General features: G+C 73.1%; 19 protein-coding genes, 2 tRNA genes and 1 pseudogene. 3 read left to right on the top strand and 19 right to left on the bottom strand.

Annotated features, from left to right (window positions below; translation table 11 throughout):
* Positions 1-14 precede the first annotated feature (14 nt).
* Both leuS and HCC30_RS17895 read right to left on the bottom strand, forming a co-directional pair.
* A complete protein-coding gene (leuS, locus tag HCC30_RS17900) occupies positions 15-2,912 on the bottom strand; it encodes a leucine--tRNA ligase (RefSeq protein WP_169443590.1) in 2,898 nt (965 codons plus the stop codon).
* 288 nt (positions 2,913-3,200) lie between these two features.
* Positions 3,201-3,273, bottom strand: a tRNA-Ala gene (locus HCC30_RS17895).
* Positions 3,274-3,489: 216 nt separating this feature from the next.
* On the opposite strand from HCC30_RS17895, the gene HCC30_RS17890 reads away from it, so the two are divergent.
* Positions 3,490-4,902 (top strand): glycosyltransferase 87 family protein, encoded by a 1,413-nt coding sequence (locus HCC30_RS17890; RefSeq protein ID WP_346776687.1) that lies wholly within the window; start codon positions 3,490-3,492, stop codon positions 4,900-4,902.
* On the opposite strand, the gene HCC30_RS17885 is transcribed toward HCC30_RS17890, so the two are convergent.
* The 8 genes from HCC30_RS17885 to HCC30_RS17850 all read right to left on the bottom strand — a co-directional run bounded on the left by HCC30_RS17885 (position 4,881) and on the right by HCC30_RS17850 (position 9,630).
* On the bottom strand, positions 4,881-5,114 hold the full coding sequence (locus HCC30_RS17885; protein WP_169443589.1) for a hypothetical protein: 234 nt from the start codon (positions 5,112-5,114) through the stop codon (positions 4,881-4,883). The genes HCC30_RS17890 and HCC30_RS17885 overlap by 22 nt on opposite strands.
* 6 nt (positions 5,115-5,120) lie before the next feature.
* Positions 5,121-5,309 (bottom strand): hypothetical protein, encoded by a 189-nt coding sequence (locus HCC30_RS28700; RefSeq protein ID WP_169443588.1) that lies wholly within the window; start codon positions 5,307-5,309, stop codon positions 5,121-5,123.
* A gap of 231 nt (positions 5,310-5,540) precedes the next feature.
* Positions 5,541-5,613, bottom strand: a tRNA-Ala gene (locus HCC30_RS17875).
* Between the two features lie 117 nt (positions 5,614-5,730).
* Positions 5,731-6,351 carry a histidine phosphatase family protein gene (locus tag HCC30_RS17870; RefSeq protein WP_346776686.1) on the bottom strand — a complete coding sequence of 207 codons (621 nt, stop codon included), beginning with the start codon at positions 6,349-6,351 and terminating at the stop codon, positions 5,731-5,733.
* Positions 6,352-6,422: 71 nt separating this feature from the next.
* Entirely contained in the window at positions 6,423-6,866 is a 444-nt protein-coding gene (rsfS, locus tag HCC30_RS17865) for a ribosome silencing factor (RefSeq protein WP_169443586.1), read from the bottom strand.
* A gap of 79 nt (positions 6,867-6,945) precedes the next feature.
* A complete protein-coding gene (locus HCC30_RS17860) occupies positions 6,946-8,664 on the bottom strand; it encodes an LCP family protein (RefSeq protein WP_169443585.1) in 1,719 nt (572 codons plus the stop codon).
* Positions 8,661-9,347: a nicotinate-nucleotide adenylyltransferase gene (gene nadD / locus HCC30_RS17855; protein WP_240979688.1), complete on the bottom strand. Its 687-nt coding sequence runs from the start codon at positions 9,345-9,347 to the stop codon at positions 8,661-8,663. Before nadD ends, HCC30_RS17860 begins: the two co-directional genes overlap by 4 nt.
* A 115-nt stretch (positions 9,348-9,462) precedes the next feature.
* Positions 9,463-9,630 (bottom strand): hypothetical protein, encoded by a 168-nt coding sequence (locus HCC30_RS17850; RefSeq protein WP_169443584.1) that lies wholly within the window; start codon positions 9,628-9,630, stop codon positions 9,463-9,465.
* 346 nt (positions 9,631-9,976) lie between these two features.
* Between HCC30_RS17850 and HCC30_RS17845 the strand changes: the two genes are divergently transcribed.
* Positions 9,977-11,095, top strand: coding sequence for a M48 family metallopeptidase (locus tag HCC30_RS17845; RefSeq protein ID WP_169443583.1), 1,119 nt, complete (start codon positions 9,977-9,979; stop codon positions 11,093-11,095).
* Here the strand turns inward: HCC30_RS17845 and HCC30_RS17840 are convergent.
* From HCC30_RS17840 to proB, 5 genes and pseudogenes are all read right to left on the bottom strand, one after another.
* Complete coding sequence (locus HCC30_RS17840) at positions 11,055-12,299, bottom strand: hypothetical protein (protein ID WP_169443582.1); 1,245 nt, start codon at positions 12,297-12,299, stop codon at positions 11,055-11,057. The two genes, HCC30_RS17845 and HCC30_RS17840, sit on opposite strands and share 41 nt — an antisense overlap.
* Positions 12,300-12,409: 110 nt before the next feature.
* Positions 12,410-12,724: pseudogene (locus tag HCC30_RS28695) on the bottom strand (hypothetical protein); the annotation flags it as partial.
* A gap of 821 nt (positions 12,725-13,545) precedes the next feature.
* Positions 13,546-14,832: a glutamate-5-semialdehyde dehydrogenase gene (locus HCC30_RS17830; protein WP_169443581.1), complete on the bottom strand. Its 1,287-nt coding sequence runs from the start codon at positions 14,830-14,832 to the stop codon at positions 13,546-13,548.
* Between the two features lie 90 nt (positions 14,833-14,922).
* Positions 14,923-15,318, bottom strand: coding sequence for a hypothetical protein (locus tag HCC30_RS17825; protein ID WP_206323997.1), 396 nt, complete (start codon positions 15,316-15,318; stop codon positions 14,923-14,925).
* Between the two features lie 285 nt (positions 15,319-15,603).
* Positions 15,604-16,722 carry a glutamate 5-kinase gene (gene proB / locus HCC30_RS17820; RefSeq protein ID WP_169443763.1) on the bottom strand — a complete coding sequence of 373 codons (1,119 nt, stop codon included), beginning with the start codon at positions 16,720-16,722 and terminating at the stop codon, positions 15,604-15,606.
* Between the two features lie 477 nt (positions 16,723-17,199).
* Here proB and HCC30_RS17815 point away from each other — a divergent pair, with 477 nt between their 5' ends.
* Positions 17,200-19,326 carry a hypothetical protein gene (locus tag HCC30_RS17815; RefSeq protein WP_346776676.1) on the top strand — a complete coding sequence of 709 codons (2,127 nt, stop codon included), beginning with the start codon at positions 17,200-17,202 and terminating at the stop codon, positions 19,324-19,326.
* Between the two features lie 89 nt (positions 19,327-19,415).
* Here HCC30_RS17815 and obgE read toward each other — a convergent pair whose 3' ends face one another.
* The 4 genes from obgE to HCC30_RS17795 all read right to left on the bottom strand — a co-directional run.
* A complete protein-coding gene (obgE, locus tag HCC30_RS17810; RefSeq protein ID WP_169443579.1) occupies positions 19,416-20,861 on the bottom strand; it encodes a GTPase ObgE in 1,446 nt (481 codons plus the stop codon).
* A 259-nt stretch (positions 20,862-21,120) separates the two neighbouring features.
* Positions 21,121-21,378, bottom strand: coding sequence for a 50S ribosomal protein L27 (gene rpmA / locus HCC30_RS17805; protein ID WP_169443578.1), 258 nt, complete (start codon positions 21,376-21,378; stop codon positions 21,121-21,123).
* 13 nt (positions 21,379-21,391) lie between these two features.
* Positions 21,392-21,715, bottom strand: a complete 324-nt coding sequence (gene rplU, locus HCC30_RS17800; RefSeq protein WP_169443577.1) for a 50S ribosomal protein L21 — start codon at positions 21,713-21,715, stop codon at positions 21,392-21,394.
* A gap of 314 nt (positions 21,716-22,029) precedes the next feature.
* Positions 22,030-25,959, bottom strand: a 3,930-nt coding sequence (locus HCC30_RS17795) for an Rne/Rng family ribonuclease (RefSeq protein WP_240979687.1), incomplete at its 5' end; no start/stop codon positions are given.

Raw genomic sequence — 25,959 nt, 5'->3', positions numbered from 1 at the left:
TCCGGAACGCTCCGTTACGCGGGAACGATGTTGACCAGCTTCGGGGCCCGCACGATGACCTTGCGGACCTCGGCGCCGTTCAGCGCCTTGACGACGCCGGGCTCGGCCAGCGCCGCGGCCTCCAGGTCGGCGTCGGTCACCGAGGGCGACACCTCCAGCCGGGCCTTCACCTTGCCCTTGACCTGGACGACGCAGGTCACCGTCTCGTCCACCAGGTACGCCGGGTCGGCGACCGGGAACGCGTGGTGCACCAGGCTCTCCTCGTGGCCCAGCCGGTGCCACAGCTCCTCGGCGGTGTGCGGGGCCAGCGGCGCGATCAGCAGCAGCAGCTGCTCGGCCACCGGGCGGGGCACCTCGTCCAGCTTGGTGAGGTGGTTGTTCAGCTCGGTGATCTTCGCGATGGCGGTGTTGAAGCGCATCGCGGCCATGTCCTGGGTGACGCCGTCGATCGCCTTGTGCAGCGCACGCAGCGTCTCCTCGCCGGCCTCCGCCTCGACGACGGTGATCTCACCGGTGGCCTCGTCCACGACGTTCCGCCACAGCCGCTGCAGCAGCCGGTACTGGCCGACGACGGCGCGGGTGTCCCAGGGGCGGGAGACGTCCAGCGGGCCCATCGCCATCTCGTACAGGCGGAGGGTGTCGGCGCCGTACTCGGCGCAGATCTCGTCCGGGGTGACGGCGTTCCGCAGCGACTTGCCCATCTTGCCGAGCAGCCGCGTGACCTTCTCGCCGTTGTAGTAGTAGGCGCCGTCGCGCTCCTCCACCTCGGCTGCCGGGACGGCGATGCCGCGGGCGTCGCGGTAGACGAACGCCTGGATCATGCCCTGGTTGTACAGCTTGTGGAACGGCTCGCAGGAGCTGATGTGCCCCAGGTCGTGGAGGACCTTCGACCAGAAGCGCGCGTACAGCAGGTGCAGGACGGCGTGCTCGGCGCCGCCGACGTACAGGTCGACGCCGCCGCAGCGCTGGTCCTCGCGCGGGCCCATCCAGTACTGCTCGGCCTCCGGGTCGACCAGCCGCTCGCTGTTGTGCGGGTCCAGGTAGCGCAGCTCGTACCAGCACGAACCCGCCCAGTTGGGCATGGTGTTGGTCTCGCGGCGGAAGCGGCGCGGGCCCTTGCCGTCACCCAGGTCCAGCGTGACGTTGACCCACTCCTCGTTCCGCGACAGCGGCGTCTCGGGGCGGGAGTCGGCGTCGTCCGGGTCGAAGGTGCGGGGCGAGTAGTCCTCGACCTCGGGCAGCTCCAGCGGCAGCATCGACTCGGGCAGCGGGTGCGCGACGCCGTCCTCGTCGTACACGATCGGGAAGGGCTCGCCCCAGTAGCGCTGGCGGCTGAACAGCCAGTCGCGCAGCCGGTAGTTGACGGTGCCCTCGCCGATGCCGCGCTCGGCCAGCCAGTCCGTCATCCGCGCCTTGGCCGCGGTGACGTCCAGGCCGTCGAGCGAGATGGTGTCGTCCGAGGAGTTGGTGATCGTCGCCTCGTAGGAGACGAAGGCGTCGTCCCACTGACCCGGGTCGGTGCCGGAGATGCCCTCGGGGGCGCCGCCGGGGGCGGTGGCCGGGTCGACGACGCAGCGCATCGGCAGCTCGAAGGCGCGCGCGAAGGCGAAGTCCCGGTGGTCGTGCGCCGGGACGGCCATGATCGCGCCGGTGCCGTAGCCCATCAGCACGTAGTCGGCGATGAAGACCGGCACCGCGTCCCCGCTGACGGGGTTCGTCGCGTACGCGCCGGTGAACACGCCGGTCTTGTCCTTGGCCTCGGCCTGACGCTCGACGTCCGACTTCCCCGCGGCCTGCGCGCGGTACGCGGTGACCGCCTCGGACGGGGTGCCGTACCCGCCCGTCCACACCTCGTGGGTGCCCTCCGGCCAGGCGGCGGGCACGACCTCGTCGACCAGCGGGTGTTCGGGCGCCAGCACCATGTACGTGGCGCCGAACAGGGTGTCCTGGCGGGTGGTGAAGACCTCCACCTTCCGCTCGCCCAGCGGGAAGCGGATGCGGGCGCCCTCGCTGCGGCCGATCCAGTTGCGCTGCTGCAGCTTGATGGCCTCGGGCCAGTCGACCGCGTCCAGGTCCTCCAGCAGACGGTCGGCGTACGCCGTGATCCGCATGTTCCACTGGCGCAGTTCGGCCTTGAAGACGGGGAAGTTGCCGCGCTCGGAGCGGCCGTCCGCGGTGACCTCCTCGTTGGCCAGCACGGTGCCCAGGCCGGGGCTCCAGTTGACCGGCGCGTCCGAGGCGTACGCCAGGCGGTACTCCCCCAGCACCTCGGCCCGCTCGGCCTCGCTCAGTCCGGCCCAGGGGCCGAAGCCCTCGGGCGTCTCGCGGGTGCCGGCGGCGAACTGCTCGACCAGCTCACCGATCGGACGGGCGCGGCGCGCCTCGTCGTCGTACCAGGAGTTGAAGATCTGCAGGAAGATCCACTGGGTCCACTTGTAGTAGTCCGGGTCGATCGTCGCGAAGGAGCGGCGCTCGTCGTGGCCCAGGCCCAGCCTGCGCAGCTGGGCCTTCATCTGCGTGATGTTGGACTCGGTGGAGGTGCGCGGGTGGGTGCCCGTCTGCACGGCGTACTGCTCGGCGGGCAGGCCGAAGGCGTCGAAGCCCAGGGTGTGCAGGACGTTGTAGCCCTGCATGCGGTGGAAGCGGGCGAAGACGTCGGTGGCGATGTAGCCCAGCGGGTGGCCGACGTGCAGACCCGCACCGGAGGGGTACGGGAACATGTCCATCAGGAACTTCTTGGGCTTGGCGGCCTCCTCCGGGTCGCCGCCCAGTTCGCCGTCCCCGGGGTTCGGCGCCTCGTAGACGCCGTGCTTCTGCCAGAAATCCTGCCAGCGTGCCTCGATGTCGGCGGCCAGCGCCGCCGTGTAGCGATGGGGGGCCGCGGTCTCGGCGGCGGTCGTGGTCTCGCTCATCGTCCTCAAAGCTCCATCGGTCGTCTCTGCTCAGCACAAATGAAAAAGCCCCTCGCACAGGAGGGGACGCCGCGCTGATTCCGGGCGGGGCGGCGGGCTGTCCGGTCGGACACCGCCGCGTGGCCGGTTCTTGTCAGCGCGGCTCGCTAAGCAGAAGGCGTACGGCACGCATGGGCTCAGGGTACCGCAAGCCCCCGGGGGCCCCTTTGGGGGTTCCGGGGAGCGGACGGGAGGTGGGTTACAACGAAGAAGCGGGCCGCCCTTCCGGACGGCCCGCTTTTCTCACTGTGGAGCTAAGGAGAATCGAACTCCTGACCTCTTGCATGCCATGCAAGCGCTCTACCAACTGAGCTATAGCCCCGTGTTCTGGTCCGCCGGGGTTTTCCCCGCGGCGGCATCGCCAACATTACACGGACCATCCCCCGTTCTGCCAAATCCGTTCCCCGGCCCCCTCTTCCACGGCCTCCGACGCCCTTCCGCGCCTCCCGTGGCCACTGCCTGACCGGGGCCGGCGCCGGGTACTGTCGGCGGCCTGTGCCTGTCGACACCGACACTGGAGCCGCACGCCGTGAGCACGCTGCAGCAGGCCGCCGACGAACGGCCGTTCACGACCGTCAAGACGTATCTGCTGCGCCGCCCCACGCTCCTCGCCGCCGCCTGCTGTCTGCTGTCGTTCGCCGCGTTCTGGGCGGCGCAGCGTGCGGCCGGGGTCTCGATGATCGACCTCATGGTCTACCGCGCGGAGGGCGAGGCCGTGCGCGACGGCGAGGACCTGTACGCGATGCGGGCCACCGAGGCATCGCTGCCCACCACCTACCCGCCCTTCGCCGCGCTGCTGTTCCTGCCGCTGACGCTGATCGACGTGCCGGGCATGCGCACGGTGGCCACGCTCACGAACCTCGCGCTGCTCGCCGTCCTCGTCCACCTCGCCCTGCGGCTCACCGGCCGCCCGCTCCGCGCCCCGCGCCCCGCCGTCGCCCTGGCCCTGGCCGCGCTCGCCGTCTGGTGCGAGCCGGTGTGGACGACGCTGCGGTACGGGCAGATCAACCTGCTGCTCGCGGTGCTCGTCCTGTGGGACCTGACGCGGCGCCCCGGGCACCGCTGGGCGGGCGCCGGCACCGGCCTCGCCGCCGGCATCAAGCTCACGCCCGCGCTCTTCGCCGTCTTCCTGCTGGCGTACGGGCTGGCGCGGGGCCTGCTGCGGCTGCGGCGCGGCGGCCGGGCCGCGGACCTGTGGAACGCGCAGGTGCGCCAAGCGGCCCTCGCCACGGGCACGTTCCTCGGTACGGCACTGTTCGCGGCCGTCCTGCTGCCGCGCGATACGCGGACGTTCTGGACGGACGCGGTCTTCCGTTCGGACCGGGTCGGCGACGCCGTGATCACGGACAACCAGTCGCTGCGCGGCGTCCTCGCCCGGCTGCTGCACACCTCGGACCCCGGACTGCCGTGGCTCCTGCTCGCCCTCGCGGTCGCCGCGTTCGGGCTGGCCACGGCGGTGGCGGCGGCGCTCGCCGGGTCGCGCAGGCTGCCATACGCGCCCGCGTGGGCGGCGCTCGCGTGCGCCGTGACGGCGCTGCTCGTCAGCCCCGTCTCCTGGTCGCACCACTGGGTGTGGTGCGTGCCGCTGGTGGTGCTGCTCGGCGCCGAGGCGCTGCGGACGCGGCGGGCGGGGTCGTGGCTGGTCTGCGGCGGGACGGCGCTCGTGTTCTGCTCGTACGCCCTGTGGTGGGTGCCGCACGACCCGGATGCGGCCGTGCCGCCCGAACTGGGCCAGGGCGCGGGCCAGATGGCGCTCTCGGCCGGCTATCCGCTGGCCGCGCTCGGCTTCCTCGCCCTGGCCGCGCTGCGCTCCGCGCGCGCCCTGCGCAGACCCGCACCGTACGAACCGGAGGGCGCGGGCGCGGTGTTGGGCGGGCCGTACGCGGCGGAACGGGCAACTGTCCGGCCCCGGGGGCGGATCGGGCGCCGTCAGGCCGTGACGAAGGAGTAGAAGCGCTTGAGGGTGCAGTGCTCGTCGAGCAGCCGCCCGTAGATCGGTTCGCCGTCGAGTTCGCGGTACGTCTCGATGGGATCGCCTTTTATCACCAGCGCCCTGGCGCAGTCCTCGCACCAGTACTGGTAGGCGGAGTTGACGGGCTCCATGTCACGCACGACAGGCGTACCGCAACCGCACCAGTCGCACTTCCGGCTGTGGGCACCCATCAGTCATCAGCTCCAGCTGTGGCCGCAAGCCGTGCACACGTAGGAAACGCCTCCATTGTCGCCGAGCATTTGAGCGACGTTCGATGATCCGCAGGCCGGGCACTGCAACGCCCTCGGGGAAACGGGCCGGTTCCGGCGCCGTGGTGCGCTCCGCCCGGTCGGCTGCTCGTCCTCGCCGAGGACCCTGGTCGGCATCGCACACGCCCTCCCCTCGGACCGTCCCCCTTCCGGCCACCACGATTCTGCCACGTTCTTCCCTCTCCCAGGAGTCCCGGTCAGTGATCCGGGAGCGGACCCGCCGCCCCCGCCGACCGCGCGCACGCCCCTGCGGACCCCCGTTCCACCTGCGCGGATGTGCGTGTACCCGCGGGGGCTGCGGATACACGAAAAGACCCGCCCCCTCGTCGAGGGGGCGGGTCCGGGATGTGGAGCTAAGGAGAATCGAACTCCTGACCTCTTGCATGCCATGCAAGCGCTCTACCAACTGAGCTATAGCCCCGCCGTTCGCTGCGCTTCCCGCGCCGTGAACGAGTAGAACTCTAACCGGTGACCAGGCCGGATGGGAAATCCGGCCCCGGACTCCGCTCCCCGGGGCCCGGTGCCGGTCCTTCCCGCGTCAGTCGTCGTCGCCGAGGACGGGCTCGGGGAGGGTGCCCGCGTTGTGCTCCAACAGGCGCCAGCCCCTGGCGCCTTCGCCCAGCACGGACCAGCAGCAGTTGGACAGCCCGCCGAGGGACTCCCAGGTGGCCGGATCCAGCCCCAGCAGCCGCCCGATGGTGGTGCGGATCGTGCCGCCGTGGCTGACGACGACGAGGGTGCCACCGCGCGGCAGCTTCTCCACGTTCGCCTCGACGACGGGCGCCGCGCGGTCGGCGACCTCCGTCTCCAGCTCGCCGCCGCCGCGCCGTACCGGCTCGCCGCGCTTCCAGGCGCTGTACTGCTCGCCGTAGCGCTCCACGATCTCGTCGTGCGTGAGCCCCTGCCAGGCGCCGGCGTACGTCTCGCGCAGCGCCTCGTACGGGACGGCCTCCAGGCCGGTGAGCGCGGAGAGTTCGGCGGCGGTGGTGGCCGTGCGCTTGAGGTCGGAGGCGATGATCGCGTCCGGGCGCAGCGCGGCGAGCAGCCGGGCCGCGCGGCGGGCCTGGCCGACGCCGGTCTCGGTCAGCTCGATGTCCGTGGAGCCCTGGAAGCGGCGCTCCAGGTTCCAGGACGTCTGGCCGTGCCGCCACAGGACGATCCGGCGGTCGGTGCGGGCGGCTCCCGTGCTCGCGGGGGCCGGGGACTGTGCGGGGTCGGCGGGGCCTCCCGTCACCGGGCACCACCGCTCTCGCCCGGTCCGGCCAGGCCGGTCTGCTCGGCGTGCTCGGCCGCCTTGCCCGCCGTGGCCTTGGCGTCCTCGGGGAGGTCGATCTCCGGGCAGTCCTTCCACAGCCGCTCCAGGGCGTAGAACACCCGCTCCTCGCTGTGCTGGACGTGCACGACGACGTCGACGTAGTCCAGCAGCACCCAGCGGCCGTCGCGCTCGCCCTCGCGGCGCACCGGCTTGGCGCCGCGCTCCTTCAGCAGGCGCTCCTCGATCTCGTCGACGATGCCCTTGACCTGGCGGTCACTGGGCGCGGAGGCCAGCAGGAAGGCGTCGGTGATGGTGAGGACGTCGCTGACGTCGTAGGCGACGATGTCGTGCGCGAGCTTGTCGGCGGCCGCCTGGGCCGCGGTGGTGATGAGCTCGAGGGAACGGTCCGTAGCGGTCACAAGCCAAGCTTTCGGGTCAGGGGACACAGCGGTCAGGTGTGCGTATCGGATCCAGGATCTCACGCCCGACCGCCGCGCCTCACCCCTTGTAGTCGCTGCCCAGGACGACCGTCACGTCGGCGTTCGCGGCGCTCTCGCCCTCGCGTACGGCGCTCGCGGGAAGACCGAGGGTGGTGGCGACCTCGGCCGCCTTCGCCTTCTGCTTCGCGTCGCCGTACGTCACGACCGAGCGTGACCGTGCCGCTCCCGCGGGTGCCGCGTCGACGACGGTGTAGCCGCCGTTGACGAGCGCGGCCGAGGCGGTGTCGTCGGCGCCGCGCTGCCCGCTGGCGTTGCTGACCTTCACCCGCGGCGCCGAGCCGGGGTCGGAGTTCTTGACCGTGCCGCCGAGCACGTCCTTGACCAGGCCCTCGCTGGTGCCGCGGCTGAGGGTGCCGTTGGCGAGGACGGGCAGGGTGCGGGTGTCGTACGAGCCGTTCTTGGCCTGCTCGGCGAGCTTCGCCAGGGTGGCGCCCAGCTCGGACTCGGACAGGGACGGGTCGGGCACCTGGCCGAGCGACTGCACGGTGCGGGTCGCCGCGTCCGGGTCGCTGGACAGCTTCCGCAGGGTCTGCTGCATGACGTCGCCGAAGCGCTTGAGCTGAGGGGCCTGGGTCTCGCCCGGGGCGCGGTAGGTCGCGTAGGCGACGGCGGCGCGGCCGTCCAGCTCACGCGCGGGGCCGCGGCGCACCTGCGGCTTGTCGCCCTTCTTCTCCCCGGGGACGGTGACGTCCGCGTCGACGGTGACGGTGCCGACCAGTTCGACGAGGTTCTCCAGGTACGGGGTGTCCAGCCGCCAGGTGCCCTTGATGTCGGCGCCGAGGAGGCTGCCCAGGCCCTCGCGGGTGGGCGAGGCGCCCTCGTCCTCGACGGACCTGGCGAGCGTGGTCGCGCTGCCGTCCTCGCCGGTGAGGGCAAGGGAGTTGGGCAGCAGGACGGTGGTGCCGCGGCCCGCGCCCGCGTTGTCGACGAGCAGCGCGGTGGAGCTGCTGCCGTCCTCGGTGGAGCGCAGGTGGACGACGATGACGTCGCGCTGCTGGCCGGCGGCCGAGGTGCTGCCTCCGCTCTTGCCGCCGACGCCGGGGAGCTTGCCCGCGTACCAGGCCCAGCCGGTGCCGCCCAGTGCCGCGAGCACGAGGACGACGACGAGCGCGGTGATCCGGTTCCGGCCGCGGCGCTTGGCCTCCTCGCGGCGCTCGGTGCGGCTCTCGGTGAACTTCAGCCAGTCGATGACGTCCTCGGAGGAGTCGGCGGACTCCTCGACGAAGGCGAACTGCTCGGCGTCGTAGTCCACTTCATCTGCGCCGTCCGGACGCCCCCGCTCCGGGGGAGCCTCCTGCGCGCCGTCCGCCGGCCGCGGGTACCGCTCCTGCTCGGAGGGCTGCGCCTGGCGGGGAATCCACTCCTGCTGGACCTGCTGCGTCTGCTGGGCGTGCTGGGCGTGCTGCGGGGCCGACGTGCCGGACTCCTGCGGGCCGTACGGGTCCTGGACCGGGTACCCGCCCTGCGCCCCGTACGGATCGTGGCCGCCGTACGGGTCCTGGAGCGGGTGCGTGCCGTACGGGTCCTGGCCGCCGTAGCCGCCGTACTGGCCCTGCGGGGCGGGCTGTTCGGGCGCCGCGCCGCCCTGTGCCGGGTACGGATCGTGGCCCTGGCCGCCCTGCGCGGGCGGCTGTTCGTACACCGGCCGGCCGTACTCGTCGTAGCCGAGCAGCCGCGGCTGCTGCCCGTAGGGGTCGTATCCGTACTGTCCCGTCACACCGACGGCCCCGCTTCCTGGTCTCCCCGGTCCCGCCGCGCGCGCTCGCCCCGGTACAGCTGCTCGTCCGGCTCGCCGCGGTACAGCTGGCGCTTGTTGATGTACCGGACGACGCCGTCCGGTACGAGGTACCAGACCGGGTCGCCGCGCTCCACGCGGGACCGGCAGTCCGTCGAGGAGATGGCCAGGGCCGGGACCTCCACCAGGGAGACGCCGCCGTCGGGCAGGCCCGGGTCGGCCAGTGCGTGGCCGGGGCGGGTGACGCCGATGAAGTGGGCGAGGGAGAACAGTTCCTCGGCGTCCCGCCAGCCGAGGATCTGGCTCAGCGCGTCGGCGCCGGTGATGAAGAAGAGATCGGCCTCCGGATCGCTCGCGCGCAGGTCCCGGAGGGTGTCGATGGTGTAGGTCTTGCCGCCGCGGTCGATGTCGATGCGGCTGACCGAGAACTGGGGGTTGGAGGCGGTCGCGATGACCGTCATCAAATAGCGGTCCTCGGCGGGCGAGACCCGTTTGTGGGACTTCTGCCACGGCTGCCCGGTCGGCACGAACACCACCTCGTCGAGGTGGAACCGCGCGGCCACCTCACTGGCGGCGACGAGGTGACCGTGGTGGATGGGGTCGAAGGTCCCACCCATCACGCCGAGGCGCCGCTTGCCGGAGCCGGGCACTATCTGCTCTCCCATGCGTGCGGAGCCTATCCTCTGTGCCTCTCACCCATCACGCGGTGCGCGACGGCGGGAAGGACGGGACGCCGGGGCGCCGCCGCACCGCGTACGGACGGCGGGGGTCCCGGCGGGGTCAGCGGTCGCGGTTGAAGCGGGTCGTGATCCAGAGCAGCAGCATGAGGGCGGCCAGCGCGCCGATGCCCGTGATGTACGGCGTGTAGTTCGCGGACTCCTCGTGACCGCCCTCGGCACCGGAAGCGAGGGTGACGAGTGCGCTGTGTGCGGTGCTGGGCAGAGTCATCGTCGGCAGACCTATCCACGTGTGGGTCGGGCAGTTGGCTGTGCTGCGCACCCCGCTCACCGGACGCGGCGGGACGGGCCGTACGCGCGCGGTGGGACGCGAAGTGTGCAGGCACATCGTAAGCGTGGGCCGTGCGCGCGCTCACGCCGACTCAGCCTTCCCGGTGCCCGGACGCCGGGACGCGGCGCCGAACAGGCGTCCGGGCGGGGAGAGTCCGGGAACCGCCGCGCCGGTCTGCTCCGTCCCCAGTGCGAGACCGCTCCCGGGGCCCGGCCGAGGCCGCCGGGCCCGCACCGCGAACGTCTAGGCTGGAATGACGAGGCCGAAGGGCGACGAGGGGGAGAGCATGACCGACAGCACAGGCGGCACGGACGGCGAGGACCGGCTGCCCGGCCGCGACAGGCGCCGTTTCCCGGGGATCTCCTCCCGGACGTACGAACACCCGGCGGACCGTTCGGCGCTGGTGGCGCTGCGGAAGCTCAGCGGGTTCGACACCGTTTTCAAGGCACTGAGCGGGCTGCTGCCCGAGCGCAGCCTGCGGCTGCTGTTCCTGTCCGATTCAGTGCGGGTGAGCGACCAGCAGTTCACGCACCTCCATGCGATGCTGCGGGACGCCTGCTACATCCTGGACCTGGAAAAGGTCCCGCCGATGTACGTCAACCAGGACCCGCAGCCGAACGCGATGTGCATCGGGCTGGACGAGCCGATCATCGTGGTCACCACCGGGCTGGTCGAGCTGCTCGACGAGGAGGAGATGCGCGCGGTCATCGGCCACGAGGTCGGTCACGCGCTGTCCGGGCACGCGGTGTACCGCACGATCCTGCTGTTCCTCACCAACTTCGCGCAGAAGGTGGCCTGGATCCCGCTCGGGAACGTCGCGGTGATGGCGATCGTGACGGCGCTGCGCGAGTGGTTCCGCAAGTCCGAACTCTCCGCCGACCGCGCCGGGCTGCTCGTCGGCCAGGATCTGCGCGCCTCCATGCGCGGGCTGATGAAGCTCGCCGGCGGCAACCACCTGCACGAGATGAACGTCGACGCGTTCCTGGCGCAGGCCGAGGAGTACGAGGCGGGCGGCGACCTCCGGGACTCCGTGCTCAAGATCATGAACGTGCTGCCGCGCAGCCACCCGTTCACGACGGTCCGCGCCGCCGAGCTGAAGAAGTGGGCCGAGAGCCGCACCTACCAGCGCATCATGGACGGCCACTACGAGAAGCGGGAGGACGACAAGGAGACCTCCGTCGGCGACTCCTTCCGCGAATCGGCAGGGCACTACACGGAGTCCATGAAGAACAGCAAGGACCCGCTGGTCGGCCTGGTCCGCGACATCGCGGGCGGCGCGGGCGACCTCGGCGGCCGGCTGCGCGACACCTTCACCGGCCGCTCGGGTTCCGGCCGCAACGGCGGCGGCGAGGGCGACGGCGGGTCTACCGGGGAGGCCGGCCCAGGTCCGGCTGGGCGCTCGTAGCGAGCACCCCGCACATCGAGGCGGAGGACTGGCCCCGCGCGTAGGGGTCGGTCCCCGCCTGCCCGTCGTCCTTGGCCCGCTCCCCGGCGAGCAGCGGCCTGAGCACGTCGGAGGCGTTCGCCGAACAGGGCAGCGGGCCGGCCCGCATCGCGACCTGTTCCAGGCCGAGTTGCTGGTGCCGCAGGTCCTCGTGGTCCAGGCGGAAGCGCACCTCGCGCCGGACGGTGAACAGCGAGGAGTCCCCCCGCTTGCCGTCCTCGGCCTTCTCGCCGTCCTTGTGGGAACCGGCCGGGCGTACCGCGTAGACGAACACGTGGTCCGCGGTGACCTCCAGGGCGTTGCCCGCCACCTCGCGCACGCTGAGGGTGCCGTTGACCCGCACCCGCGGGTCCGCCAGCGTCACCTGGCGCGGGTCGAAGCGGATCATCCAGCCGGTGGCCGCCTGCCTGCCGTTCTCCCGCGGGGCCTCCATGCTCCGGTCGAACTGCTCCTGCTGCTCCGGGTCGACGAGCACCCGGACCGGCCGGACGGCGCCGCCCTTGAGCACGTTCGGGTCGACGGAGCTCCCGACGACGTACTCCTTCGCCAGCGTCAGCGCCGAGAGGACCTGGCTGGTGGAGAAGTGCGCGGTGCGCCGTGCGGGCGGCAGGGTCACGCCCTCCGCGCCGGTGCGGAACTGCGCGGCCGGGCTGTGCGCGTACAGCTCCCCCGGCTGCCCTCCGGGTACGGCGTCGCGCGGGGCGAGCGGCAGCAGCGTGATCCGCAGCGGCTGGACGGGCGCCTTCGGCGGGCCCTGGTACGGGTTGCGGATGCCCATGTAGATCGCGGTGCCGAAGGCGAGCGCGATCAGCAGCACCAGCACGATGCCCTGCTTGGAGGCGGTCAGCCCGCCCTTCGTCCCGCCGTGGCCCGGGTACGGCCCGGTGGCCGTGCCGGACGCGTCGAAGCCGGCCGCCGCCGGGCCGGGATCGCCGAAGAAGGCGTCACCGCGCTCGGCGCCGTACGGGCCGTCGTGCTGCGCGCCGCGCGGCCGGACGGCCGTGTGCCCCTCGTCCTCGATCCGCTCCTGCGCGCTGTACTCCTGGATGCGCGCGGCCTCGACGAACGCCTCGTCGAAGACCGTCGGACGGTACTCGCCGGGGAAGTCGTCGTCGCCCCCGGGCGCACCGGGCGCTCCCTCGGGAGGATCTCCTCGACCAGCCATAGGAACAGAGTAGGACCGCCCGCCCGGAGGTGAACGCCCCGGTGCGTGACAAGTGCGTATCTCTCGGGACACACGCGCACCACAGCGCCGTCACCGCCTCTGCGGACGCTTCAGCCGCGGCCGCTTCCGGCCGGTGCGGCCGGGGCGCCGGGCACGTGCGCCACCGCCTCGTCCCCCTCGGACGGGGCCGTCGGATAGGGGGCCTCGGTGACGACCGGGGAGACCAGCTCGCCGGAGGGCGGGCCCGCCGGGAGGTCCCCCTCCGCGCCCGTGCCCTGCGAGGCGTCGGTGTCGGCCGTCGACGGCGGCGGGGCCGGGTCCTGGCGCTGGCCCGCGCCGCCCCGGTAGACGGCGCCGAGCGCGAGCGCGACCATCCCGATGCCCATCACGACGGCGAGCACCCAGGCGACCGGCCGCTGCCAGCGCACGGAAGCACCACGCGGCGGCGCCGCGCCCTCGCGCGCCCCGAACCGCCTGCCCCGGCGCGGGGCGGACGGCCGGTGGCCCCGGCGGCGCTGCCCGTACCGGTGGTCGGCGCCGTGCTCGGCGTCCCCGGCGTCCGCCAGGCCGTCGCGCCCGTACAGCTCGTTGCCGTGGCCGCCGTAGCGGCCGTGGCCGCTGGGGTGCCCGGCCGCGTACGGGAGCCCGGCGCCGGCCGACGGCGGTCCGGGACGCGCGGGCGGGAAGGGGCGGCCGAAGGCCGGGTCCCCGGTGGGGCCCAGCATGTCCGGCGGGCCGAACGGGCCCGAGGGGCCGAAGGTGCCGTAGCCGTGCGGGTATCCGCGCGGATCGCCGCCGCCGTCCAGGCCGGGGTACCTGCGGCGGTAGTCGCGGTACTCCCAGAACTCGCCGTCGTCCTCGCCGTCGCGGAGCTCCGGCCCGTCGAAGAAGCCGTCGTCCTCGTGCAGGCCGTCGGCATGCAGGACGTCCTCGGGGTCGTCCTCGTCGAACTCATCGTCGGAATCCGGGTGTTCGCGACGGCCGTGGCCCTCGTCGGGCCGACGGCGTTCCGCCTCGGCGCGGGACTGCGCCGCGGCCGCCGTCCGTTCGGCCGCCGTCGGTTCGTGCACCACGGCGGCACGGACGAAGTCCTCGTCGAACACCACGGAGGCGAACGCGTCGTCCGCGCCCGTGTGATGGCTGTACTCGGGCTCCTCGCCGTCCGGGAACGGCTGGCCCCCCACGTCGTCCGGCACGTGGCCCAGCCTAGTGGGGGGCTTCCGGTTTGGGCAGGGACTGCGGGGATTCAGCCGCGGGTGTGACCGTCACCGGTGACGACGTACTTGGTGGACGTCAGTTCCGGCAGGCCCATCGGGCCGCGGGCGTGCAGTTTCTGGGTGGAGATGCCGATCTCGGCGCCGAAGCCGAACTGCCCGCCGTCGGTGAAGCGGGTGGAAGCGTTGACCATCACGGCCGTCGAGTCGACGAGGGAGGTGAAACGCCGCGTCGCGGAGGCGTCGGCGCTGACGATCGCCTCGGTGTGCCCCGAGGTCCAGGTGCGGATGTGGGACACGGCCGCGTCCAGCGAGGGGACGACGGCGGCGGCGATGTCGTAGCTGAGGTACTCGGTGCCCCAGTCCTCCTCCGTCGCCGGGACGACGGCGGCGCCCTCGGCGCCCGCGTGCCGCTGCCAGGCCGCGTCGCCGTGCACGGTGACCCCGGCCGCGCCGAGCGCCGCCAGGGCGCGCGGGATGAACGCGTCGGCGACGGCCTCGTGCACCAGCACCGTCTCGGCCGAGTTGCACACGCTGGGCCTGCTCGCCTTGGCGTCGACGAGGATGTTCACGGCCGTCTCGACGTCGGCCGCGGCGTCCACGTACACGTGGCAGTTGCCGACGCCGGTCTCGATCACCGGGACGGTGGACTCCTCGACCACCGTCCTGATCAGCGAGGCGCCGCCGCGCGGGATGAGGACGTCGACGAGGCCGCGGGCCCGCATCAGCTCCTTCACGCTGTCCCGGCTCTCGCCGGGGACGAGCTGCACGGCGTCGGCGGGCAGCCCGGCACCGGCGACGGCGTCCCGCAGCACGGCGACGAGCGCGGTGTTGGAGGCGTAGGCGGAGGAGGAGCCGCGCAGCAGCACCGCGTTCCCCGACTTGAGGCAGAGCGCCGCGGCGTCGACGGTGACGTTCGGCCGGGCCTCGTAGATGATGCCGACGACGCCGAGCGGGACGCGGACCTGGCGCAGCTCCAGGCCGTTCGGCAGCGTGGACCCGCGCAGCACCTCGCCGACCGGGTCGGGCAGCGCCACGACGTCGCGGACGTCGGAGGCGATGGCGGCGACCCGCTCGGGGGTGAGCGTCAGCCGGTCGACGATCGAGTCCGGGGTGCCGGCGGCGCGGGCCTTCGCGATGTCCTCGGCGTTCGCGGCGACGATCTCGTCCGTGCGGGAGACGAGCGCCTCGGCGATGGCGAGCAGCGCGGCGTCCCGGGCGGTGCGGGGCAGCGGGGCCAGGACGGCGGCCGCCTCCTTGGCCCGGCGGGCGGTCTCGGTGACGGTCGGTTGCGTCGAGGTCTGCGGTGCTCGGCTCATGCCGGGAAGCTTAGTCGCGCACGGTGAACCGCCGCCGGGCCGTCCGGGCTCCGGGACGGGGCCGCCGGTGCGGGTGCGGTGGCCCCGGCGTCAGAAGGGGTGGACGCCCATCGGGCTGGCGGGCGGCGGCCCGTACCCCTCGGCGATGCGCTGGTGGTACGTCTCCCGGCCGACGACCTCCAGGCCGACGATCTCCCACGGCGGGAGCTTCGCGGAGGCGCGGTGCTCGCCCCACAGGCGGAGGGCGACGGCGGCGGCGTCGTGCAGGTCCCGCGCCTCCTCCCAGTACCGGATCTCCGCGTGGTCGTTCGCGTAGCGGCTGGTGAGGAGGAAGGGGTGGTCGTGCGCGAGCTGCTCCAGTCCGCGGCGGACCTCCTTGAGCGGCGCAGCGGCGCCCGCGACGCTGAGGGTGATGTGCCACAGACGGGATGCCGTGCACACGTCCTTCTCCGGCTCGGCCCGCTCTTCCGTGCCGACGCTGGCCAGTCGTCTCACAGACGGCCTCCTGGTGTGGTGCGAAGTCGTGCTGGTTGCCGGGCGGATGCTGCGCCTGGGGGCGCGGGCGGCGTACGCCCGCGGCCCCGCAGCAAAGTTGACCAGTCCGCGGCCCGCCGCGTGGGCACTTTCCCCAAGCTGTCCGCGGAAAGACTGGACTTTGTCCGATCTCTTACGCGTATGACGGCCCCCGTTGCCGCACAGCGGCGCGGCCGGAGCACGCCTGTCAGGCGAACACAGGTCCACCCGGCGGGAGTTGTGCCGCGCGCGGCCGCGTCACGAGTCCAGGAGTACCAGGTCGTCGCGGTGCACGACCTCCCGTTCGTAGGCCGGGCCGAGATCGCGGGCGAGGTCGTGGGTGGAGCGGCCGAGCAGCTTGGGGATCTCCTTGGCGTCGAAGTTCACCAGGCCCCGCGCGACGGGGCGGCCCCGCGCGTCCCGCAGCTCCACCGGCTCGCCCGCGGAGAAGTCGCCCTCCACCTCGACCACCCCGGCGGGCAGCAGCGAGGTGCGGCGGTCGACGACGGCCGCGACGGCGCCGTCGTCGAGGGTGAGCGCGCCGACCGGCGTGGAGGCGTGCGCGAGCCACAGCAGGCGGCCCGCCGAGCGGCGGCCGGTGCGGTGGAAGAGGGTGCCGGTGGAGCGTCCGGCCAGCGCGTCGGCGGCGTGTATCGCCGAGGTGAGGACGACGGGCACGCCGGCGCCCGCGGCGATCCGCGCGGCCTCGACCTTGGTGACCATGCCGCCGGTGCCGACGCCCGCGCTGCCCGCGCTGCCGATCTCGATCCCGTCCAGCTCCTTCGGGCCGCGCACCTCCTCGATGCGGGAGGTGCCGGGGGTGGCCGGGTTGCCGTCGTAGAGGCCGTCCACGTCGGAGAGCAGGACGAGCAGGTCGGCCCGTACGAGGTGGGCGACGAGGGCGGCGAGGCGGTCGTTGTCGCCGAAGCGGATCTCGTCGGTGGCGACGGTGTCGTTCTCGTTGACGATCGGCACCGCGCCCATCGACAGCAGCTGCTCCAGCGTCCGGTACGCGTTCCGGTAGTGCGCGCGGCGGCTGGTGTCGTCGGAGGTGAGCAGCACCTGCCCGACGCGGTGGCCGTAGCGCGCGAAGGACGCGGTGTAGCGGGCGACGAGCAGGCCCTGGCCGACGCTGGCCGCGGCCTGCTGGCGGGCCAGGTCGCGGGGCCGCTTGGCGAGGCCGAGCGGGGCGAGACCTGCGGCGATGGCGCCGGAGGAGACCAGCACGATCTCCTTGCCGCCCTCGCCGGTGTGCTTGGCCAGGGCGTCGACGAGGGCGTCCACCCGGTCCGCGTCCAGCCCGCCGGCCGCCGTGGTGAGGGAGGAGGAGCCGACCTTGACGACGATCCGCCGGGCCTGGGTGACGTCGGCGCGCAGCCGGTCACCGGCCGGCGCGTGGTGCGGGGGGCGCGGCCGGGGGGCGTCGCCGGTGCGCGGTGCGGGTGACTGTCCGTCACAGCCCGCGCCGTCCGTGTGCACCTCGTTCCGGGGTGCGCGATCCGGCTCCGGAGAGCCCGTCGCCCCGGTTCGTCCTGTTGCCCCTGTCACGTCCGCACAGTCCTTTGCGCTCGCCCCACCTGCCCGGCCGACCGCCCGGCGGCCGCCCGGTCTTCCGCAAGCAATCTACGTCAGCGCAGGTCCGGGGCGCGCACCGGTTCCGGTCGGCGGACAGCGGGGAATACCACACTTCGCCCCTCTTCCGACGTGGTGGTGACGCCGAAGATTGTGCCCGGGGCCGGGACCGTCATACGGTCAGTGGTCGACTGCGGCCCCCTCAGCGGCCGTTTCCCCAGTCCGCATGCAGCCCGGAGGTCTCTCCGGCTGCCACTCGACCTCCTGCCAGGAGCCCAGCCCGTGCCCTCTGCCGGTCTCTCATCCCGACGCGCCGTCCAGCTGGCGGCGCTTCTCGCGCTGCTGGTGTTCTACGCCGCGCAGCTCGCGGGTGCGCTGCTACCGAACGTGCCCGTCTTCGTCACCGCCTCCCTGGCGGGGATCGCGCTCGACCTCTATCTCACGCACAAACAGCCCCGCCTGCTGGCCCTCCTGGGCAAGGTCCGCTTCGACGTCACCACGCGCCAGCTGCTGCGCGACATGCTGATCGTCATCGGGCTGGTGCGTCTGCCGGACGTCCCCCCGGACATCGAGCGCCCGCTCACCCTGCTCCTGCTGGCCGCGTACGCCGCGCACTTCCTGTGCCAGTCCGTCGCCCAGCTGGTGCGCCGCAGCCGCACGCTGCCGATCGTCACCCGCAACATCGACGCCTCGGGCCTGGGGCTGTCCACCGCTCCCCCGAAGCTGCTGGCCCGCCAGCCCAGCCGCCGCCTGCTGCGCTTCTCCATCCCCGGCACGGTCGGTCTGATGCTGAGCGCCATGCTGTCCTCGTCCGTCTGGGGCCTGGTCGGCGTCAGCGTCAGCTTCCTGCTGTCCCTCGGCAGCGCCGTGCACCTGGGCACCTGGCTCCTGCCCAAGAAGCGGCACGCGAACGAGCAGCGCGTCCTGCAGTGGCTGGACGACTGGCTGGCCGAGTACCGGCCGACCGTCGGCATGTACTTCTCCGGCGGCACCAGCTCCGCCTACCAGGCCAACATGTGGCTCTCCACGCTCGCCAAGCTCGACGGCAACCCCGTCATCGTGCTCCGCGAGCGCTTCATGGTGCAGAAGATCGACGCGACGGACATCCCGATCGTCTGTATCCCGAAGGTCGCCCACCTGATGCACCTGGAGCACTCCACGCTCAAGATGCTGCTGCACCCGGCCAACTCCGGCAAGACCTCCCAGGTGCTGCGCATCCCCACGATCAAGCACGCCTTCATCAACCACGGCGAGAGCGACAAGCTCTCCTCCTGCAACCCCTACGCCAAGGCGTACGACGAGATCTGGGTCGCCGGCCCGGCCGCGCGCGAGCGCTACCAGCTCGCCGACATCGGCGTGGACGACAAGGACGTCGTCGAGGTCGGCCGCCCGCAGCTGTCCCCGATCGAGCCCTACGCGGGCCCGCCGCAGGGCCGGTACACCACGGTGCTGTACGCGCCGACGTGGGAGGGCTGGACGAACGACCCGGGCAACACCTCGGTGATCCTCGCGGGCGAGAACATCGTCCGTGCGCTGCTCGCCGACCCCTCCGTCCGGCTGCACTACAAGCCGCACCCGATGACCGGCTCCGTCGACCCGCGCGCGGGCGCCGCGAACCAGCGCATCCAGGCCATGATCGCCGAGGCGAACGCGCAGCGCGCCGGTGAGCGTCCCGGCCCCGGGGCCGCCGAGGCGCTGGCCCGTGCCACGGAGGAGCTCCAGGCGCTGACCAGCACCAAGTTCCGCAAGGGCGCCGACGAGGGCGAGCGGATGATGCTCCAGGCGCAGCCCGACGGCGACCGCGCGGCCCGCGTCGAGGCCGCCACCGCCGCCTGGCAGGAGGCGTTCTGGAACTCGCTGCCCGAGTGGGAGCACCAGATCATCACCGGCCCCCGCCCGGCGATCTACTCCTGCTTCAACCAGGCCGACCTGCTGATCTCCGACGTCTCCTCGGTCGTCTCCGACTACCTGTCGAGCGAGAAGCCGTACGCGGTGGCCAACACCAGCGGCCTGTCCGAGGACGACTTCCGCACCGGTTTCCCGACGGTGCGGGCCGCGACGATCCTCTCGCCCGAGGCGACGGAGATCCCGGCCCTGCTGGAGTCCGTCCGCTCGCCGGAGAAGGACGCCCTGGCCGACGCCCGCCAGGAGCTGAAGGTGCACCTGCTCGGGCCCTCGGACCCGCCGTCCCTGGCCCGCTTCAACCAGGCGGCGCTCGACCTGTGCGGCGAGGCGGAGGCCCGGGCCGAGCGGGTCGCGCAGCGCGCGGCCGACATCCCCGGCCAGCGCGAGTCGCACGCCCAGACGGAGGCCGAAGAGGCCGCCGAGGAACGGGAGTTGGACCCGCACGGCGCCGAGCCCCCGGCCGACGGCGGCGAGTCGGAGGGCGCCGACAGCGTGAACGTCTGACGCACGCGGACGCATGACGAGGGCCCCGGAGCGGATTTCCGCTCCGGGGCCCTCTGCGTGCCGTGCGACCGGGGGCGAGCCCCGCCGGCTCAGCCCTCGTAGGGGTCGAAGTCCTCGTACTCGCCGAGCGCTTCGTCGCGCTCCGCCTGCCGGTCGCGGCGGCGCTGCGCGGCCGGACGCGGGGCGGCGTCGAGCCGGTGGTCCTCGCCGCGGCGGCCGAGCATCTCGGCGCCCGCGACCACCAGCGGCTCCCAGTCGAAGACGACGGCGTTCTCCTCGGGGCCGATGGCCACGCCGTCGCCCGCGCGGGCGCCCGCCTTGTGCAGCTCGGCCTCGACGCCGAGGCGGTTGAGCCGGTCCGCGAGGTAGCCGACGGCCTCCTCGTTGTTGAAGTCGGTCTGGCGGACCCAGCGTTCGGGCTTCTCGCCCCGGACGCGGAAGAACGCCTCGTCCTCCTTCGTCACCGTGAACCCGGCGTCGTCGACGGCCTTCGGGCGGATGACGACGCGGGTCGCCTCCTGCTCCGGCTCCGCCGCGCGTGCCTCCTCGATGATCTTCCCGAGGGCGTAGCTCAGCTCCTTGAGGCCCTGCCGCGAGACGGCCGAGACCTCCAGCACCGGGAAGCCGCGGGCCTCCAGGTCGGGCCGGATCATGTCGGCGAGGTCCTTGCCGTCCGGGATGTCGACCTTGTTGAGCACGACGAGGCGCGGACGGTCGTCCAGGCCGCCGTACTGGGCCAGCTCCTCCTCGATGATGTCCAGGTCGCTGACCGGGTCGCGGTCGTTCTCCAGCGTCGCGCAGTCCAGCACGTGGACGAGGACGGAGCAGCGCTCGACGTGCCGGAGGAACTCCAGGCCGAGCCCGCGGCCCTCGCTCGCGCCGGGGATCAGCCCGGGCACGTCGGCCATGGTGAAGACGGTCGAACCGGCCGTGACGACACCGAGGTTGGGCACCAGGGTCGTGAACGGGTAGTCGGCGATCTTCGGCTTGGCCGCCGAGAGCACCGAGATCAGCGAGGACTTGCCGGCCGAGGGGTAGCCGACGAGCGCGACGTCCGCGACCGTCTTGAGCTCCAGCACGACGTCCTGCGTCTCGCCCGGCTCACCGAGCAGCGCGAACCCGGGGGCCTTGCGGCGGGCCGAGGCCAGCGCCGCGTTCCCCAGGCCGCCGCGGCCGCCCGGCGCGGCGACGAAGGTGGTGCCCTTGCCGACCATGTCGGCGAGCACGTTGCCCTGCTTGTCGAGGACGACGGTGCCGTCGGGCACGGGCAGGACCAGCGTCCGGCCGTCGGCGCCCGAGCGGTGCCCGCCCTCGCCCGGCTTGCCGTTGGTGGCCTTGCGGTGCGGGCTGTGGTGGTAGTCGAGGAGCGTCGTCACGTCCGGGTCGACGACGAGGACGACGTCACCGCCGCGGCCGCCGTTGCCCCCGTCCGGGCCGCCGAGCGGCTTGAACTTCTCGCGGTGCACGGACGCGCAGCCGTGGCCACCGTTACCCGCGGCGACATGCAGCTCGACGCGGTCCACGAAGGTGGTCATGAGGGAGCCTCCCGGCGTACGCAGTCTGTGATCAGGAATGTCTGTGGGTGCCCGGCGGTACGTCGGATGACTGCCTGGGCCGTGCGGCCCGCGGCGTACCCGCCGTGCACTCCATGGTGGGCGAACGGCCCAGGTTCCGGCCGCTCACAGCACCGAGGGCGGACCTCGCTCCCCGGGCGCACGGTGTCCGTACGCAGGAAGGGGAGGCGGTCCGCCCTCGGATCAGGCTCTGTGTCGAACCCGGCTGAAGAGAAGCTGATTACTCAGCGGCCGGGACGATGTTCACGACCTTGCGGCCGCGGAAGGTGCCGAACTGCACGGCACCCTGGTCGAGCGCGAACAGCGTGTCGTCGCCGCCACGGCCGACGCCCTTGCCCGGGTGGAAGTGCGTGCCACGCTGGCGGACCAGGATCTCACCTGCGTTGACGCGCTGACCGCCGAAGCGCTTCACGCCGAGATACTGCGGGTTGGAATCGCGACCGTTCCGAGTGGACGATGCGCCCTTCTTGTGTGCCATGTCTCCTCAGTCCTTACTTCTTGGCCGGGGCGGGGATGCCGGTGATCTTCAGCGCGGTGTGCAGCTGACGGTGACCGATCCGCTTCTTGTAACCAGTCTTGTTCTTGTACTTCTGGATACGGATCTTGTCGCCCTTGTGGTGGTCCACCACCTCGGCGGAGACCTTCACACCGTCCAGAACCCACGGGTCGCTGGTGACGGCGTCGCCGTCGACCACGAGCAGGGTCGAGAGCTCGACGTTGTCGCCGACCTTGCTCTCGGAAATCCGGTCAACCTCGATGACGTCGCCCACAGAAACCTTCTGCTGGCGGCCGCCGGTGCGCACGATCGCGTACACGCTAGCTCTCTCTCGCTCGCTTCGGGACTCCTGACGCCAGCCGCCCGCCGCAGCCAGGACACGGAGAACCGTTCCTCGCCCACGGGCTGATCCGGAAGGATTGAGCGGCCTCTCCCGGGCCTCGGACGAGCCTCGGGAGGGAGTTGCTCAGGAGCGCGGCATACCTGTCCGATATGCCGACGGTCAAGGCTACGGGGCGCCGACTCGCAGGTCAAACCGGGTGGTAGACGCCCCGGAGCAGCTGTGCGGGGCACGGGGAAGCCCCCGCCCGGGTGACGGACGGGGGCTTCCTGGCTCCGCGCACGGACCGGCGGTCAGTCCTCGGCGGGTGCCGAGACCGAAGGCGCCTGCTCCTCGGCCGCCGCGGTCTTCTTCGCGGCGGTCTTCTTGGCAGCCGTCTTCTTCGCCGGGGCCTTCTTCGCCGCCGTCTTCTTGGCGGCCGACTTCTTGGCCGGAGCCTTCTTCGCCGGGGCCGGCTCGGACGCCTCGGCCTGCTCCGCCGGGGCCTCGGCCTCGGCGGTCTTCTTGGCCGCGGCCTTCTTCGCCGTGCTCTTCTTCGCCGCCGTGGACTTCGCCGCGGCCTTCTTGGCGGGCGCCTTCTTGGCCGCCGCCTTCTTCGCCGGGGCCTTCTTCGCGGCCTTCTTGGCGGGCGCGGCCTCCTCGGCCGTCGCCTCGCCCGGCTCCTCGGCCGGGACGACCGTGACGGCGCCCTCCTCCGAGGACGCGGGCGAACCGGCCGGAGCCGACACCTTCCGCGTCACCCGGCGACGGGACCGCGCCGGAGCGGCGGCCTCCGCCGGGACCTCGGCCTCGACGACGGGAGCGGCCTCGGCCACCGGCTCGGGAGAGACGGCGGGCGCGGCCGGGACCACGATCGACCCCGCGGCCTCGGACTCCGTCGGCGAACCCGCGGGCGCGCTCACCTTCCGGCTGGCCCGGCGCCGCGCACGGGGCGCGGGCTGCTCGGCCGGAGCCTCGGCCACCGCCGGAGCGGCGGCCTGCACCGGCTCGGCGGCAGGCGCCTGCGCACCCTCGTCCGAAGCCGAAGCCGAAGCCGAAGCCGGCTCCGGCTCCGTGGCCGGCTCCGCAGCGGACGGCGACCCCGCCGGCGCGCTCGCCTTGCGCGAGGCGCGGCGCCGCGACCGGGCCGGACGCGCCGCCTCCGGCTCCGCCGTACCGGCCTGCGCGGCCGGGGCCCCGGCCGCCGGCTCCTCAGCCGCGGCCGCGCCACCACTCACGGAGCCGCTCTCCGAGGGAACGGCCGGCACGGGGCCGCCGTCCTTTCCCGGCTCGGCCACCGGCTGCGGCGAACCCGCGGGCGCGCTCGCCTTGCGCGCGCCGCGACGGCGCGAGCGGCCACCGCCGCGCGAGGCCGCGGCCTCCGCCTCGGCGGCGCTGCTGTACAGCTCCTCGTCCGGGACGAAGTCCGGCTCGGGAAGCGCCTTCGGCTCCTCCTCGGCGGCCGCGGCGTCCCGCTGCCTGCCGCGCTTCTCGCCCTTCTCAGGCTTCTCCTCGGAAACCGCGGGCTGCTCCTGCGCCTCGGCCTCCTGGCCGGAGGGCCGGTCGCCGCCGCCCTTGCCCTTCTTCTTGCCCTTCTTGCCGCCGGCGGCACCGCCGCCGCCCGCCGAGGAGGGCTGCTCCATGTGCACGATCACGCCGCGGCCGTTGCAGTGCACGCAGGACTCGGAGAAGGACTCCAGCAGGCCCTGGCCGACGCGCTTCCGCGTCATCTGCACCAGACCCAGCGAGGTCACCTCGGCCACCTGGTGCTTCGTACGGTCCCGGCCCAGGCACTCCAGCAGGCGCCGCAGCACCAGGTCCCGGTTGGACTCCAGCACCATGTCGATGAAGTCGATGACGATGATGCCGCCGAGGTCCCGCAGCCGCAGCTGGCGGACGATCTCCTCGGCCGCCTCCAGGTTGTTCCTGGTGACGGTCTCCTCGAGATTGCCGCCCTGGCCGGTGAACTTGCCGGTGTTGACGTCGACGACGACCATCGCCTCGGTCCGGTCGATCACCAGCGAACCGCCGCTCGGCAGCCACACCTTGCGGTCCAGCGCCTTCATCAGCTGCTCGTCGATCCGGTACGTCGCGAAGACGTCGACGTCCGAGGTCCACTTCTGGAGCCGGTCGGACAGGTCGGGCGCGACGTGCGAGACGTACCCGTGGATCGTCTCCCACGCCTTGTCGCCGCTGACGATGACCTTGGAGAAGTCCTCGTTGAAGATGTCGCGCACGACGCGGACGGTCATGTCCGGCTCGCCGTAGAGCAGCGTCGGGCCGCTGGCCTTCTGCTGCGACTTGCGCTGGATGTCCTCCCACTGCGCCTGCAGCCGCTCGACGTCCCGGCGCAGCTCGTCCTCGCTGGCGCCCTCGGCCGCCGTACGGACGATGACGCCCGCGTTCTCCGGGACGACCTTCTTCAGGATCTGCTTCAGCCGCGAACGCTCGGTGTCCGGCAGCTTCCGGCTGATACCCGTCATCGAGCCCTCGGGCACGTACACCAGGTAGCGGCCGGGCAGCGAGACCTGGCTGGTCAGACGCGCGCCCTTGTGCCCGATCGGGTCCTTGGTGACCTGGACGAGCACGGACTGGCCGGACTTCAGCGCGGACTCGATGCGGCGCGGGCCGTTGCCCATGCCGAGCGCCTCGAAGTTGACCTCGCCCGCGTACAGCACGGCGTTGCGGCCCTTGCCGATGTCGACGAAGGCGGCCTCCATCGACGGCAGGACGTTCTGCACCTTGCCGAGGTAGACGTTGCCGACGTAGCTCGTCGACTGCTCCTTGTTGACGAAGTGCTCCACCAGCACGTCGTCCTCGAGGATGCCGATCTGCGTCCGCTCGCCGCTCTGCCGGACGATCATCTCCCGCTTGACCGACTCACGGCGGGCCAGGAACTCGGCCTCGGTGATGATCGGCACCCGGCGACGCCCCTGCTCACGCCCCTCACGGCGGCGCTGCTTCTTCGCCTCAAGCCGGGTCGAGCCCTTGATCGCCTGGACCTCGTCGACCGGCTCGTCCTTCTTCTTCCGCGGCTCGCGGACCTTGACGACGGTGCGCTCCGGGTCGTCGCCCTCGGCGGGCGCCGCGCCCTCGCCCTCACCGGAGTCCCCGCTGCGGCGGCGACGACGGCGACGACGGCGCGAGCTGCTGGACGAGGACGGGCCCTCGCTCTCCTGCTCGCCCTCGCCCTCACGGCCGCTCTCCTCGGAGGCGGACTCCTCGCGGGCCTCGCCCGAACCGGCGGACTCGGCACCGGCGCCCTGCGCCTCGCCGGACTCCCGCTCGGACTCGTCCGACGCGTTCTCCGCTGCCTCACCGCGACGGCGACGACGGCCGCCCCGGCGACGACGGCGCGCCGGCCGCTCCTGCTCCTCGCCCGCCTCGGCACCGGCGGCGGACTCCTCCTCGGTCTCCGCCTCCTCGGCTTCCGCTTCCTCGGCCTCGGCCTTCGGCTGCTCCTGCTCACGGCCCTCGCGGCGGCGGCCGCGCCCGGCCTCCGGCTCGGCACCGTCCGCGCGACGGCGGCGACGGCGACGGCCCGGCTCCTCGGCCGGGGCCTGGGCCTGCTCGGCCTCCGCCTCCTCGGCGTCCTCGGTCTCGTCGGTGCGGGCGCTCTCGGCGGCGGCAGCGGCGGCGGCGCTCTGCGGCGTCTGGAACGCGGGCTCGGTGAACACCGGCGCCTGGAACATCGCCATCGGCGGCACCGAACGCCGCTTGCGCGGTGCCGGGGCGGCGCCGGACTCCTCGGTGTCCGCGGACACGGCGGCGGCCTCGGCCGCCGGGGCACGCTTCTCCCCCTCGCCGCTCTTGGCGGCGGCCGTCTTACGCGTCGCGCGGCGACGGGTACGTCCGCCCGCCTCCGCTTCCTCGCCCTTGCCGTCCCCGGCCTCGGGCTTCTCGTCCCGCGGCTGCTCGGCGGCGGCCGCCTCCGGCTCCTCACCGGCGGCGGACTTGCCCTTCCGGGCGCCCTTCGCGGCCTTCGCCTTGCCGCCGCTGCGGCCCTTGCCCTTGGGCTCGTCCGCGCTCTCGGCCTCTGCGGGCTGCTCCGTCTCCGGGGCGGCCGCCTCGGTGCTCACGGCACCGCTCGCCCGCGTCGCCCGGCGACGGGTCCTGGCCGGACGCGCGGCCTGCGCCGCGCCCTCGCCGGACTCGGCACCGGCGGCGGGCTCGCCGGCGGCGGTCTCGGTGGCGGCGGTCTCGGTGGCGGCGGCCGGAGCGGTCACGCTCTCGGCCGCGGCGGC

It is taken from the genome of Streptomyces sp. HNM0574 (assembly GCF_012726235.1).
Taxonomy (GTDB): domain Bacteria; phylum Actinomycetota; class Actinomycetes; order Streptomycetales; family Streptomycetaceae; genus Streptomyces.
Note: the sequence above shows the minus strand (reverse complement) of the source record. Positions and strands in the feature narration are given on the sequence as shown.

Bases quoted from the DNA above. Each gene is read 5' to 3' on its own strand.
- leuS (WP_169443590.1), bottom strand. From the start codon at position 2,912: ATGAGCGAGACCACGACCGCCGCCGAGACCGCGGCCCCCCATCGCTAC.
- HCC30_RS17885 (WP_169443589.1), bottom strand. From the start codon at position 5,114: ATGGGTGCCCACAGCCGGAAGTGCGACTGGTGCGGTTGCGGTACGCCT.
- HCC30_RS28700 (WP_169443588.1), bottom strand. From the start codon at position 5,309: ATGCCGACCAGGGTCCTCGGCGAGGACGAGCAGCCGACCGGGCGGAGC.
- nadD (WP_240979688.1), bottom strand. From the start codon at position 9,347: ATGGGAGAGCAGATAGTGCCCGGCTCCGGCAAGCGGCGCCTCGGCGTG.
- HCC30_RS17850 (WP_169443584.1), bottom strand. From the start codon at position 9,630: ATGACTCTGCCCAGCACCGCACACAGCGCACTCGTCACCCTCGCTTCC.
- HCC30_RS17845 (WP_169443583.1), top strand. From the start codon at position 9,977: ATGACCGACAGCACAGGCGGCACGGACGGCGAGGACCGGCTGCCCGGC.
- HCC30_RS17840 (WP_169443582.1), bottom strand. From the start codon at position 12,299: ATGGCTGGTCGAGGAGATCCTCCCGAGGGAGCGCCCGGTGCGCCCGGG.
- HCC30_RS17830 (WP_169443581.1), bottom strand. From the start codon at position 14,832: ATGAGCCGAGCACCGCAGACCTCGACGCAACCGACCGTCACCGAGACC.
- obgE (WP_169443579.1), bottom strand. From the start codon at position 20,861: ATGACCACCTTCGTGGACCGCGTCGAGCTGCATGTCGCCGCGGGTAAC.
- rpmA (WP_169443578.1), bottom strand. From the start codon at position 21,378: ATGGCACACAAGAAGGGCGCATCGTCCACTCGGAACGGTCGCGATTCC.